We start from the raw sequence: 13,495 nt of genomic DNA, 5'->3' as shown, positions 1-13,495 counted from the left end.
CTCAGTGCAGCCGTGCCGGTGATCCCTCCGTCTCCTGACCGGTGGCCTGGCGCAGGATCTGTTCCAGCGCCTCTTCTCCGGCCAGGTGATGGACGGTCTTCTCGGTCCCGTGGGCCACGTAGACGAAGCTCGCGCTGATGTTCTCCAGCGGGATCCCGTGGAGTCTGGACCAGGCCAGGCGGTAGACGGCCAGCTGCAGTCCACGGATCTCCAGGGTCTGGCCAGAGGGAACAGCACCGGTCTTCCAGTCGACCAGTTCCCACTGCGCCTCCGGGTCGAAGGGCACCTTCGGGTCTCCCCCGGTACGGTAGACGGCGTCGATCCGTCCGCGCAGGGTGATCCCCCCGACGGTCGTCTCCACCGCGGCCTCGACGGCGGCCGGGACGCGATCGGCCCAGCGGCTGCCCAGGAACCAGTCCTTCATGGGAGCCAGGTCCAGGGAGTCGTCCACCCAGTGGTCGGCGGCGTCCTGCGGGTCCTCGAAGTCCAGCATGGCGGTGGCGCCGAACCGGTCCTCCACCCACGCGTGGAACGCGGTGCCTCGGCGCGCCGCCTGCGCGGGCGGACGGGGCATGGGACGGCGCAGCTGGCGGGCCAGAGCCGCGGGGTCGCCGGCCAGGTCCACATAGGCCGAGGCGCTGAGGTGGCTGGGCAGCTCCACCGCTCCGGTGTCCTCCTGTCCCACGCCGGTGCTGCGATCCAGCACCCAGCCCACCTGACGGGCGAGCTCGGCCTCCTGAGGTGACCGGCCGTCGTCGGGACGGTCTGCGGAGGGGGCGGCCAGGGAACTGGCCGCGTCCAGCGGATCAGCGGTGGAGACCCAGGCGGCCGCGGTCTCCACCGCCGCGCGGCGGGGGCGGGACCGAGGAGGAACCGGCGTGGCGAGGGTGAGGTCCTCAGGGTGCTCGGGGTCCAGGACCACGACCTCGGGACCGTTGAGGGGATCGAAGGGCCAGATGGCGGCGGTGCTGCGCTTCGCGAACGGGTTGGTCTCCCCCGCGTCCTCGGGCTCGGTCCAGACACCCAGGGTGGCAGCGCCGGTGGTCTGGGCGAGCTCGTGCAGCTCGTCCAGGAACGCCGAGCGCTGGGTGGGCTTGGAGTTCTCTCCGCGCCAGTGGCTGCCGCTGAGCAGCAGCAGGGTCCGGGCCCGGGTGAACGCCACATAGGCCAGTCGCCGCTCCTCGGAGAGTTGGTGGGCGGCCACCAGGTCCCGGTAGGCGTCCGGGTACCCCTCCTTCTGGTGCTTGAGGGTCCAGGACTTGGCGGCGTCGGCCCAGTCGCGGCGCGTGGACCAGTCACGGTCCCACTGGGGCAGGCTCTCCCGGTCACCGCGCAGGTCCCAGGGCAGGTGTCCGGAGGAGGGGCCGGTCCAGAGGTCCACGGTGGAGCTGGGGAACTGTCCGACCACCAGTCCGGGCACGGCCACCAGGTCCCACTCCAGCCCTTTGGAGGCGTGGGCGGTAAGCAGCTGGACGGCGTCGGTCCGCGGCACGACGCCGGATCCGACCAGGCTCAGTCCCTTCTCGTGCTCCTCGGCGGACTCGAGCCAGGACAGGAAGGCGGCCAGGTCGGTGCCGTGCCCGGCGGCGGCCTCCTGGGCGGGGCTGAAGTCGTCGGCGGCGTCCAGGAACGCATCCAGGTGGCGGCGGGCTGCGGCTCCGGGGCGCGCGGCGACCTCCACGTCCAGGCCGATGGTGCGCTCGACCAGCCGGATCAGGGTCACCAGGTCCAGGCTGGTCTGGGTGGAGAGCATGCGCAGCTCGCGGCGCAGATGCGTCAGACGCGAGTGGCCCTCGGCGCTGAGGGTGCGGCCGGACCGGCCGGTCCACTCGGGGCCGGGCAGGAAGTCCAGGGCCTCGATGAGGGAGGCGGACTCGGCCTCCTCCTCCGGCGAGGTGTCCTGCAGATCAACAGCAGTGTCTGCGGCGGTGCTGTTCGGGCCGTTCCGGGTCTGCCGGCGGGTCATCTCCCGGGCGCGTTCAGCCAGCACGGTCAGGTCGGCCGGTCCGATCCGCCACCGGGGGCCGGTGAGGATGCGCAGCAGGTGGTCCGAGCGAGTGGGGTCGGCGATCACCTGCAGGACCGAGACGAGGTCGGCCACCTCGGGCACGGCCAGCAGTCCGGACAGGCCCAGCACCTCGTAGGGCACGCCGGCGTCGTCCAGGGCGTCCATGAGCGCGGGGAACTGGCTGCCCTGGCGGCACAGGATGGCCCGGGTGGCGGGCGTGCCCTGCTCGGCCAGATGAGCCCGACCGGCGGCCTGGAGGGATGCGACGACGGCCCGGGCCTCGGTGACCGAGTCCGGGTACCAGTCGAGCCTGACCTCTCCGTCCACGGCGAAGGGCGAGGGACCGAGCGGCTTGAGCTCGATCCCCTCCTGACCTGTCTGGCGCAGCGGAGCGGCCACGGTGTTGGCGGCCTGGAGCACGTTCAGGGAGTTGCGCCAGGCCACGGTGAGGTGCCGGACGGCGGCGGGCGCACGTTCGCCGTCTGAGGTGAGGCGGGGGAACTGGGTGGGCATGGAGAACAGCTGGCCAGCGGAGGCCCCACGGAAGCCGTAGATGGACTGGTTGGGGTCGCCCACGGCGGTCACCGGGTGGCCGTTGCCGTAGAGACCGCGGAAGAGCACCATCTGGGCGTGGGAGGTGTCCTGGAATTCATCCAGCAGCACCACCTTGAACCGGGACCGTTCAGCGGCTCCGACGGCGGGGATCCGCTGGGCGATGTCCGCGGCGTGGCGGACGAGATCGCCGTAGTCCATGACGCCGGCTTCGGCCTTGGCCTGCTGGAACGCGGCGACGAGATCGGCCATGGCGGCCCGGGCACGCAGCGAGGAGATCAGGGCGTCGACCTCCTTGCTGGTGCCCTCGACCTTCTTCTCCGTGTACGGCAGGGACAGTCCGTGCTCCACGATCCGGTCCAGGTGCTCGCGGACCTGCTCGGGGGCGACGAGGTGCTCGGCACAGTCCCCCGCCAGGCGCATGATCCCGGAGACGAGGGTGGAGAAGGAGCTGGTGAGGAAGGACAGATCGCCCTCGTAGGAGCGGGCCAGGCGCGCGGCGAGCTGGTAGGCCTGGGCCTCACCGATCAGCTCGGCGTCCGGTTCGATCCCGATGCGCATGCCGTGGTCCCGGACCAGGGTGTTGGCATAGGAATGGTAGGTCGAGACGCTGGCTCGGCCGGGCCCGTCCTCCAGGAGCAGATCGTCCGGGTCGGCGTCCTGCTCCGGCGTGGGTTCGGCTGCGTCCCGCGGGATCTCCAGTCCGGCCTCGGCGAGCTTCTCGAGCTTGCCGTTGATCCGTTCGGCGAGCTCACCGGCGGCCTTGCGGGTGAAGGTCACACCCAGGACCTCATCCGGCTGGACGTAGCCGTTGGCCACGAGCCAGACCACGCGGTCGGCCATGGTGGCGGTCTTGCCCGAGCCGGCACCGGCGATCACGAGCATGGGCTCCAGGGCCGAGCTGATCACCTCGGACTGCTCGGGGGTGGGTGGGTTGCCGCCCAAGACCTGGGCGAGCTGCTCGGGCGTGTAGCGGGGGGCGTGCGTCCAGGTGCTCATCAGCGGCTCCATTCGGTGGTCTGGCGTCCCTGGCTGCACAGTGGGCACACCTGCGGGACACGGCAGAAGACCCGGCCGGGCGGGTGGATGGCCAGGAACCGGGGCCCGACCATGCGTTCGGCGGCGGTGAAGACCAGGTCCTGGGCCCATGTGTCCTGCGGTCCGACGACGTCCTGCTCCTGGACCTTGACCTTGGCCGTGGTGGCCCCCAGTTGGACCAGGGCTGCCCCTCCGGGCTCGTGGGCGCGCAGCGTTCCGGCGTCCGCGATCTTCTCCAGTGCCTCGTCCAGACCGCCGGCGGCGATGGAGGCCTGGTAGGCGCCCAGCTGGGCCTGGCGTTCCATCTCGGCGACGGTGGGGGTGGACTTGCCGGTCTTGAGGTCCACCACGAACGGGCGGCCCTCCGCATCGATCTCCAGGCGGTCGATGATCCCGCGCACCGTGACGTGCAGGTCCTCACGGTCCATCTCGGCGGCGAAGGGGACCTCCACACCGGCGATGCGTCTGCCCGTACCGGGCAGGGTGAGCAGGTACATGCCGAGCTTGGCCACCATGTCACGCACACGATCCAGGGCCTGGTCGGTCTCCCAGCCCGGTTCCAGGTCCAGCTCGGGCAGACGGCGTTCGAGCTCCGCCTGCAGGGCCTCCAAGGGTCCGCTGGGATGGGCCTCGGCCACGGCGTGGACCAGGGTGCCGATCGACTGGGCGGCGGTGGCCACGGGCTGGGAGCCGATCTGGTCCATGAACCAGTTCAGCGGGTTGTCCAGAGCGGCCTGCACGCGGGAGGGTGAGACGGCGATCCGTCCGCCGGGCTCGGTGAGGGGTGCCTCGGTGCTCAGCGGCAGCAGACCCCACCAGTGGTCCGGGGCGGCTCCAGGCAGGCCGGACGCGGCGAGCCGGGCCAGGGCGGCGGCCACCAGCGCCACGTGCTGCTGGTCCGCCTCCGTGAGCTCCTGAGCAGGATCACGGTGCAGCCGGTGGGCGGTCTCCTCGAGTTCGCGGCGCAGCCGGGCCACCAGGGCGCTGGCGGTGAGCGGGGTGGGCACGGCGGTGACGGGACGGGAGAGGATCCCCTGCTCCGCCTGCTCGGGGGTGGGGTGCCAGGGCGCGAGCAGGTCCAGGAAGTCACTGGGCAGCAGATCGGCCGAGGCCACACCGATCCCGACCACCCGGACCCGGGCACGGGAGAGTGCGGTGGCGAAACTGCGCAGCTCGTCCTGCCGGACCTCGGCCACACGGGTGCGGTGGTTGGAGGTGGTGGCACGGCCGGAGGCGATCTCGGCGAGGTCGGTGGCACCGAGCAGCTGTCCGCGCAGGCGGGTGTTGGGCCAGATCCCGTCCTGCAGGCCGGCCACGATCACCACGTCCCATTCCCGGCCGGCGGCCGAGGCGGGGGTCAGCACGGACACGGACTCGCCGTGACGGGACTGGGCCGCCAGGGAGTCCATGGGCAGGTTCTGCGCCTCCATGAAGTCGGCGAAGGCGGCGGGGCCGGATCCTGGGAACTGGTCCACGTAGCGTTCGGCGGCCTGGAAGAGCCCGACGACGGCGTCCAGGTCCATATCGGCCCGGCGGGCGGCGTGCCCGGTCCCGGTGACAGCCAGATCCTGCCAACGCGCAGGAGTGTCCGTGGCGTCCCAGAGGGCCCAGAGCACGGTCTCAGCGGTGGCTGCCGGGTCTGCCGCAGCGGTGCGGCCGGCGCGCAGCATCCGCCCGATCCGGGCCACTCCGTCACCCACCACGCGGATGCCCTCCAGCAGAGCGGGATCCTCCAGGGCGGACAGCAGCAGCTCGTTGCTGGAGCGGCGCCCGCCGGCGGCGCGTTCCTCGGCGAGCAGCCGTTGGCGCAGCTGGCGCACGTGCAGGGCGGTGGAGCGTCCGTAGCGGCCGCTGATCAGGTCCAGCACGGCGTCGATGTCCAGGGTGGGCTCATCCTCGGCGGGCGCCTCGGTGACCATGCGCAGCATCCCGAGCAGGGGTGCCACGGCGGGTTCGGTCTTGAGCACGGAGTCGCTGATGGTGCGGTCCACGGGGATGCCCTCGGCCTCGAGGTACCGGCCGAGATCGGCCACCAGGGGTCCGGAGCGGGCCATCACCGCGATCCGGTGCAGCGGGACCTGGTGCCGGTGGTGCAGCTCGAGGATCTGCTGCAGCACCAGCTGGTCCTCGTGTGCGGGTGAGGCGACCAGGTGCACGGCGGCACCGGTGATCGGGACCGAGTCCTCTCCCGGCTCCACGGGAATCAGTCCGGCGCGCAGCTCTGCCGTGCGCCGGTCCGCCGGGATCCGCCGGGTCACCCGCTGGTAGGCCTGCACCAGGTCCGGGGCCATCCGGTGCCCAGTGGTCAGGGTGATGGTCTGCCCGCCTCCGGATCCGGCCAGCGCCTCGAACCCCGGAAGGGTCTGGGCCAGGACCAGGGCGTCCGGGTACTGCCGCAGCAGGTCCGGACGGGCGCCGCGGAAGCCCTGGACCACGGTGTCCGGGTTGGCGGTGGCCACCACGTCCTGCCCGTGGCCCAGCACGCCCAGCAGGGCGTGGATGGCGGGGGTGGCCTCCTGCAGGTCGTCGATCACCAGCACCGAGAGCCGTTCGCGTTCCTGCTCGGCCAGCTCGGGCTGGTCCTGCAGCAGCTGGCGCGCGGTGGTGATCAGCCCGGCGGGGTCGAAGGCCTCGGCCATGCCCAGATCCAGCCGGTCCCGGTAGTCCTGCAGCAGCTCCGCTGCGGCATCCCACTCCGCACGGCCGTGCCGGGCCGCCAGCTCCTGCAGGTCCCCGGGCTCGATCCCGTACTCACTGGTGCGGTCGATCAGCTCGCGGACCTCCTGGCGGAAGCCGCGGGTCTGCACGGCCTCGTCCAGTTCCTCAGGCCAGTCCGGTCCGGGCCGCTCCCCTGCGGCGTAGGTCTCCAGCAGTTCGGCGATCACGGTGTCCTGCTCGGCGCCGGAGAGCAGCCGCGGTGTGCGTTCCACCTGCGGCAGGAAGCCCTCCACCCGGGCTCGCCGGATCAGGTCGAAGGCATAGGCCGCCCAGGTCCGCACCGGTGTGGACGATCGGGTCCCCGCACCGCCCCGGTCCAGCCGCACGGAGAGGGCATCCCGCAGCCGGGCGGCGGCCTGGCGGGTGGGGGCCAGCATGAGCAGCCGGTCCGGGACCAGTCCGGCCTCGATCCGTGCCGCGGCGTACTCCACGGCCACGGTGCTGCGCCCGGTGCCGGGCCCGCCCAGCACCAGCACGGAGCCGTGTCCGGGCGACTGTGCCAGGTCCACCACGGCCTGCTGCTCGGCGTCCAGGGTCAGCTCGGCGGCCTCGGTCTGACGGGGGACGGTCAGGCGGAGGGTGGGCTGCTCGGTGGGCTGCTGGGGGGTCTGCTGGGCCATACGGTCATTCAATCAGCCGGGCCGGACAGGATAAGGATCCGCCCCGGAGATCAGCCGATCCGCTCCCGCAGCGCCCGCAGCAGCCGCTCGTCCTCCGCGCCGGGTGACCACCGCGCGGAGGCGAGGTCCAGGCGAAGGTGCCGGCCGTCGTCGGGAAGGCCTGCGGAGGAGTGTGCGCGCTGGGGCGTGCCTTCAGCGCGCCAGTGCGCGGCGGCACGGGAGGCCAACGACGGCGGCAGCGAGCCATCCGCTCGCACCACCCGCCACCACGGGGTCCCCTCCGGCGCGCGGGACATGGCGCGCCCCGCCTGACGGGGGCCGCCGGCACCCAGCGCGGCGGCCAGACCGCCGTAGCTGGTCGCCTGGCCCGGTGGGATGAGGGTGGCCGCGAGCGCCAGGGCCTCATCCAGTTCGAGCGGCCCGTCCGGCCAGTCGGTGGGCCAGAGGGAGTCCGGTGCGCCGGTCACGTCCATGGGCGGTGGGCCTGGAAGGCGGCGAGCACGTCCTGCACCACGGCGCCGGGGCGTTCGGCGTCCATGATCGAGCGGACGATCGCCACGCCGGCGATCCCGGTGGCGGCGAGCGCGGGGACGTCTGCCGGGGTGATGCCGCCGATCGCCACCACGGGCAGGCCGGTCAGGGCCACGAGCTGGGGGTAGCCGTCCACACCGAGTGGGTCGCGGCCGGAGTCCTTGGTGGGGGTGGGGCGGAACGGGCCGGCACCGATGTAGTCGATCACCTCGGCGAGCTCGTTCGCAGCCCGGACCAGCTCCGGGGTGCCGGTGGTCAGCCCGATCACCGCGCCGGCCCCCAGGATCTGCCGTGCGGCGGTGACCGGGAGGTCGGTCTGTCCCAGGTGCACCCCGTGGACGGCGGCTCCGGCCAGGCGGGCGGCGGCGGCCACGTCCGTGCGGTCGTCCACCAGCACGCGCGTGGTGGGGTTGGCCTGCTGGACGGCGTCCGCGACCGCCACGGTCAGGTTGAGCAGCTCCCGGGCGGTGGCGTCCTTGGCGCGGACCTGGACCACTCCGGTCCCTGCGGCGGCGGCCTCGGCGGCCACGTCCACAGTGTGCTGGCCGGTGCCGGAGGTGACCAGGTAGCAGCGCAGGTCCAAGGGGTCGGGGGTGTTCATGGGGTTCATGGGGTTCATGGGGTTCATCGTCCGATCTCGTCCAGGGCGTCCAGCAGGTGCATGCGGAAGCTGCCCGGACCGGCGGCCCGTGCGGCGGCGGTCTCCCCGGCCAGGTCCATCCAGGTGGTGGCGGCGAGCGCGGCCTGGACCGGGTCCGGCTCCACGGCGGCGCAGGCAGCGGTCAGAGCGCCGAGCAGGCAGCCGGTCCCGGTGACGCGGGTGAGCAGGGGGGTGCCGCGCTCCAGCCGGAGTTCGCGGTGCCCGTCCAGGATCAGGTCCACCGCGCCGGAGACCGCCACCGCTCCCCCGGTCTGCCCGGCCACCGTCAGGGCGGCCTGGTGGGCGGCGTCCGTGGTGGCGCTGGAGTCCGCACCGCGGCCCCCGGTGCCCTGGTCTGCCAGGGCCAGCACCTCGGAGGCGTTGCCACGCACGACGACGGGCCCAGAGTTGAGCAGCTCCCTCGCCAGGGGCGTGCGCACCGGTGCCAAGCCGATGGCCGTGGGATCCAGCACCCACGGGCGGTCCTGCCGCACGGCGACCTCCACGGTGGCGGGGATCCCCTCGACGGCGTCGGTGCTCAGGGTGCCGAGGTTGATCAGCAGGGCGTCTGCCACGGTGGTGAGCGTGGGGGCCTCGATCACGGTCTCGGTCATCATCGGGCGGGCGCCGGCGGCCAGCAGTCCGTCCGCCACGACCCCCATGGAGACGGTGGCGGTGATGCAGTGCACCAGGGGCGCCTGTTCGCGCACAGCGTGGATGGTGTGCTGCACGCGCTGCAGGTCCGGGTCGGCGGTGTTGGTCATGCCCTCGATCCTTCCGCATCGGCACCTCTGACGGCGACGTCCCCGGTGAGTCCTTCAGCCACGGTGTCGATGTCCGCGTCGAACTCCCGCGGTGCCAGCCGGGGCCCCAGAGCCGCGCCCAGCACCAGCAGCGCACCGCCCAACACCACCATGGCCATGACCGAGCCGTGACGCCCCAGCAGCGGCTCCACCACCGGCAGGTAGAAGGGGTAGAGCGCGGGCAGCACCAGGGAGAGGCTGTAGCCCATCCCGTAGCCGGTGGAGCGGACCTCCGTGGGGAACCGCTCGGAGAGGTAGGCCGCCACCGGTCCGTACGCGGCCACCGTCAGCACCTGCAGCAGTGCCGCCAGGGCGGCGGCCTGGACCAGGGATCCGGAGGTCACGGCCAGCCACCACACGAACGGGGCGAGGGTCGCGGCCACCACGCCCCAGATCAGGAACAGCCGACGCCGCCCGGTCCAGCTGGAGAGGTGCCCGGCGGCGGCCATGGCGATCGCCTGGAACACCGAGGCCACGCCCATCACCACGGACACCCCGGTGGCGGGCAGCCCGGCGTCGGTGGCCAGGCGGGCGGTGAGCAGCAGCACGGTGCTGTTGGTCAGCAGCCACAGCCCGGTCATCAGCAGGAACACCTGCCAGAACGCACGCGCCCACCGTCCGGCCAGCACGTCCTTCAGTCCGGCGCGCGGGCGGACCGGGACCTGGCTGGCCCGGCGGTGGAACACGGGGGCGTCGGCCACCTGGCGCCGGTAGTACAGCAGCATCCCCACGGAGAGCAGGGCGCCGAGCACGAACAGCAGTCTCCAGCCCCACGCGGCGTAGGCGTCCGGCCCCAGCAGCACGAGCAGCCCGGCCACGCTGAACGCGATGGTCGCCTGCGCCCAGGGCGCCATGGAGAGGATCAGTCCGCTCATCAGCCCGCGCCAGCGTGGTGCAGACCACTCCATGGCCAGGGGGATGGCCGCCGAGTACTCCCCTGCCACGAAGATCCCGCCCACGAACCTCAACGCCAGGATCAGCGCCACCGTGCCCGGGCCCAGCAGCTCATGGGTGGGCATGGCCGCGATCGCCAGCGCACAGGCGGCCGTCCCGCCGATCGCGATCCGGGTGGTCCGGGTCCGCCCCAGCCGGTCGGCCAGGCGCCCGAACACGATCCCGCCCACCGGCCGACCCAGCAGCATGGCGATCACGATCAGCGCCCCGGTCCCCGCCGCGGCGGCCGGCCCGGCCAGCACCACCATCGCCGGGGCGAGAGCGGTCAGCGGCAGGAAGACGTGGATGTTGTCGATCCAGTTGCCCACCACCCCTGCCCGCAGCGCGGCGCGACCTTCCCGCGGAAGGTGCGTGGCCGTCGTCGGGCCCTGTGTCTGCAGGGTGCTCACTGCCCGGGCTCGATCCGCAGGCCCTGGTCGAAGAACTCCAGCTCGTGCCGGCAGGCGGTCAGGTAGGCCCGGGCCGCCTCGGCGCGAGCGGTGGGCGAGGCCTGCTCGAACTCGCGCTCCACGTGGGCCAGCGCGCCCTGCGTGGCGGTGACGAACGCGGGGTCCCCGTAGGTGCCCAGCCAGGCGGCGTAGGGGTGCTCCTGGGCGACCTCCGGCAGGGTGGCCCCGGTCTGGGCGTACAGCCAGAAGCAGGGCAGCACGGCGGCGGCGCCCACCACGCGGTCCTGCCCCAGCGCGGTGGCCACCAGGAAGTCGGTGTAGGCCCGGGTCACCGGACCGCTGACCGTCTCCAGCCCCTCCCCGAGCCAGGTCCGGTGCAGCTCGGCCTCGTCCTTCAGGCACCCGGCGGCGCTCTCGGCCCAGAACACCTGCGCCTCCAACCCCTCGGATCGGGCGGCCAGCGCGGCCAGGGCCCGGGCGTACTGCCCCAGGTACAGCGCGTCCTGGGCGAGGTAGAACCGGAAGGAGCGGTCCGCGAGCGTGCCATCCACCAGGGCGGTGACGAAGTCGCAGTCGGCGATCTGGGCGGTGATGTATTGCCCGGCGGCCCAGAGTGATGCGGTCCAGGGTCCTGCCGGGGGCACCGCGGCGTGAATCGGCTCGCTCGGGTTCACCCCCACCGTCACGGCGGCGAGCTGTTCCGGGGACTCCAGCGCGGCGGGCACGGTGTCCGGTGCCAGCCACGGTGTGGCCAGCCCGGCAGCCTGGAGCCGGCGAGCGCGGTGGGAGTGGTCCACGGGGCCGTGCCCGGATCCCACCTGCAGTGCGGCCCCGTGCGCGATCGACTCGTGCAGCCAGCCGGTGGCCCAGGTCAGCGCCGCCTCCGGGGTGTCCCCGCGGCCCAGCCGGGTGGCCAGGGCGGCAGCCAGTGAGCAGCCGGTGCCGTGGGTGCTGGTGGTGTCCAGTCGGGTGGACTCCACGGGGGTCTGCGTCCCGTTGGGCGCCATCCAGGTGTTGGTCACCCGGCGTGAGGTCAGATGCCCGGTCTTCACGACGACGGCCACACCGGTCTGCGCGGACCAGCGGCGAGCCTGGGCGAGGGCCTGCTGCTCATCCTGCGCACAGTCTTCACCGGTCAGCACGGCGAGTTCGTGGATGTTGGGGGTGACCACGGTGGCGCGGTGGCAGAACTGGACCATGGCCTCTTCGGCGTCCGGCTCCAGGAGTCGGTCCCCGCTGGTGGCCACCATGACGGGGTCCACCACCAGCACCTGCGGCTGGTGCTCGTCCAGCCAGGCGGAGACCGCGGCGATGGTCTCGGCGGTGCCCAGCATCCCGGTCTTGACCGCGTCCAGGGTGACGTCGTCGCTGACGGCTCTGAGTTGGGCGGTGAGGAAGTCGGTGGGAGGGGTGTGGATGGCGCGCACACCGTGGGTGTTCTGGGCCACCAGGGCGGTGACCACGCTCATCCCGTAGCCCCCGGCGGCGGTGATGGACTTCAGGTCGGCGGCGGTGCCGGCGCCTCCGGAGGGGTCGGTCCCGGCGATCGAGAGCACCCGGGGAACAGCCGCGGTGCGTGAGGAGAGGTGGGCAGGGTACGAAGAAGCCACGAGGACATCCCTTCGCTAGTACGAACTAGATCAGGTTCCACGGGTCTGTTCTCAGCGCCGGACCGGCGCACCCCGTGTCCGAGGCCCACCCTAGACACAGAGTGAGCTGGACCACGAATCCGGGTGGGCTCCGTGACGTCACAGGGTCAGTCGTCGCGGGGCTTGCGCCGGGCGTCCTTGATCTCGGAGCGGCGCTGCTTGGCCGCCAGTCGGCGCCGCACCGATCCCCGGGTGGGACGGGTGGCCCGCCGTGCCGGGGGTGGCGGTGCCAGGGCCTCACGCAGCAGCTCGGCCATCCGTTGGCGGGCGGCGGCCCGGTTGCGCACCTGGGCGCGTTGCCTGGAGGCCTCCACCATCAGGACCGTGCCGGCCAGCCGATGCTCCAGGTTCCGCAGCACCCGCTGGCGCTGGGCCTCGGTGAATGCCGTGGTGGTGGCCAGGTCCAGGAAGAGCTGGACCTTGCTGTCCGTGGTGTTCACGCCCTGCCCGCCGGGTCCGGACGAGCGGGCGAACTGCTCCGTGAGCTCGGCCGCGGGCACCACAGCTCCCCCGGGGATCCCGGGGCCGGGCTCGATGCTCAACGGGCGCATCCGTCCAGGGTAGGCGTGCACATCCCCCTGTGGGTGACGTCACGATGTCCGTCCCTGCCGGTAGCGTGGGCCAGGTGAGCTTCGAACAGCCTGCCGCCCCTGAGCACGCCGCGCCCGCCACCGTTCCCCCCGGGCACGACGACGGCCCCTGGCATGAGCGATTGCGTGCCGGTTTCGATCTGGAGACCACGGGGCGGGACCCGCACACCGCGCGGATCGTGACCGCCTCCCTGGTGCTCGTGGACCCCACGGGTCAGCCGGCCGCCTCCTATGAGTGGCTGGTGGACCCGGGAGTGCCGATCCCCGCCGAGGCCGCTGCCGTGCACGGGGTCACCACGGAGAAGGCCCAGGCCGAGGGCATGCCCGCCCCGGTGGCGGTGGCCGAGATCGGTGAGACCCTGCGGGACATGTTCACCACCGGCATCCCGGTGATTGCGTTCAACGCCGTCTACGACTTCACGGTGATGGACCGGGAGCTGGTCCGTCATGGCTTGCCCCCGCTCTCCCCTGTCCCGGTGGTGGATCCGTATGTGATCGACAAGCAGGTGGACCGTTTCCGCAAGGGCAAGCGGACCCTGACGGACGTCAGCGCCCATTACGGGGTGCCCCTGCTGGATGCCCACACCTCCGCGGCTGACTCGCTGGCCGCCGTCGGGGTGGCTGATGCCCTGGCCCGGCGCTACCCGCAGGTCCAGGTGGCCCTGGAGCAGCTGCACCAGGAGCAGATCCGGTGGAAGGCCGAGCAGTCGGCTAGCTTCCAGGAGTACCTGCGCCGCAAGGACCCCGCAGCCGTGGTCAACGGCGAATGGCCGGTCCAGCGCGCTCTGTGACGTCCATGACACTGTGCGCATGAGCGGGCCCCTCGGCCGCTAGACTGACTCGACGCGGCACGTTGCCGGCGTAGGACCCAACGGTCCTCTGCCCAGCGCACCGCATGCCATCAAGAGCGGCTGAGAGACCTGGATCGAGGACGCCGCAGCAACCACGCACCCCCACAGGGACCGGCGCAGGTGCTACCGCCAGGAACGATGGAAGGAGTTTC

General features: G+C 72.6%; 9 protein-coding genes and 2 riboswitches. Of the genes, 1 reads left to right on the top strand and 8 read right to left on the bottom strand.

Going from position 1 to position 13,495, the window contains the following annotated elements; genetic code table 11:
* Nucleotide 1 precedes the first annotated feature (1 nt).
* The 8 genes from BM355_RS01990 to arfB all read right to left on the bottom strand — a co-directional run bounded on the left by BM355_RS01990 (nucleotide 2) and on the right by arfB (nucleotide 12,453).
* Nucleotides 2-3,559 (bottom strand): ATP-dependent helicase, encoded by a 3,558-nt coding sequence (locus BM355_RS01990; RefSeq protein ID WP_091693495.1) that lies wholly within the window; start codon nucleotides 3,557-3,559, stop codon nucleotides 2-4.
* A complete protein-coding gene (locus tag BM355_RS01985; RefSeq protein ID WP_091693492.1) occupies nucleotides 3,559-6,936 on the bottom strand; it encodes an ATP-dependent helicase in 3,378 nt (1,125 codons plus the stop codon). Before BM355_RS01985 ends, BM355_RS01990 begins: the two co-directional genes overlap by 1 nt.
* Nucleotides 6,937-6,986: 50 nt before the next feature.
* On the bottom strand, nucleotides 6,987-7,403 hold the full coding sequence (locus BM355_RS01980; RefSeq protein ID WP_245760526.1) for an MGMT family protein: 417 nt from the start codon (nucleotides 7,401-7,403) through the stop codon (nucleotides 6,987-6,989).
* Entirely contained in the window at nucleotides 7,400-8,086 is a 687-nt protein-coding gene (locus tag BM355_RS01975; protein WP_091693943.1) for a thiamine phosphate synthase, read from the bottom strand. The genes BM355_RS01980 and BM355_RS01975 overlap by 4 nt, the downstream gene beginning before the upstream one ends.
* 5 nt (nucleotides 8,087-8,091) lie before the next feature.
* Entirely contained in the window at nucleotides 8,092-8,871 is a 780-nt protein-coding gene (gene thiM / locus BM355_RS01970; protein WP_091693484.1) for a hydroxyethylthiazole kinase, read from the bottom strand.
* A complete protein-coding gene (locus BM355_RS01965) occupies nucleotides 8,868-10,253 on the bottom strand; it encodes an MFS transporter (protein WP_091693481.1) in 1,386 nt (461 codons plus the stop codon). Before BM355_RS01965 ends, thiM begins: the two co-directional genes overlap by 4 nt.
* Entirely contained in the window at nucleotides 10,250-11,863 is a 1,614-nt protein-coding gene (locus BM355_RS01960) for a bifunctional hydroxymethylpyrimidine kinase/phosphomethylpyrimidine kinase (RefSeq protein WP_091693478.1), read from the bottom strand. The genes BM355_RS01965 and BM355_RS01960 overlap by 4 nt, the downstream gene beginning before the upstream one ends.
* Nucleotides 11,854-11,948, bottom strand: a riboswitch (TPP riboswitch). It overlaps the preceding gene by 10 nt.
* Nucleotides 11,949-12,009: 61 nt before the next feature.
* A complete protein-coding gene (gene arfB / locus BM355_RS01955) occupies nucleotides 12,010-12,453 on the bottom strand; it encodes an alternative ribosome rescue aminoacyl-tRNA hydrolase ArfB (RefSeq protein ID WP_091693474.1) in 444 nt (147 codons plus the stop codon).
* Nucleotides 12,454-12,527: 74 nt separating this feature from the next.
* On the opposite strand from arfB, the gene BM355_RS01950 reads away from it, so the two are divergent.
* Nucleotides 12,528-13,283, top strand: a complete 756-nt coding sequence (locus BM355_RS01950) for a 3'-5' exonuclease (protein ID WP_425435577.1) — start codon at nucleotides 12,528-12,530, stop codon at nucleotides 13,281-13,283.
* A gap of 104 nt (nucleotides 13,284-13,387) precedes the next feature.
* A riboswitch (SAM riboswitch) is annotated at nucleotides 13,388-13,488 on the top strand.
* The last annotated feature ends 7 nt before the right edge of the window (nucleotides 13,489-13,495 follow it).

Origin of the sequence: Micrococcus terreus (assembly GCF_900116905.1) — a bacterium.
Taxonomy (GTDB): domain Bacteria; phylum Actinomycetota; class Actinomycetes; order Actinomycetales; family Micrococcaceae; genus Citricoccus; species Citricoccus terreus.
This window is presented reverse-complemented; position numbering and strand designations above follow the sequence as displayed.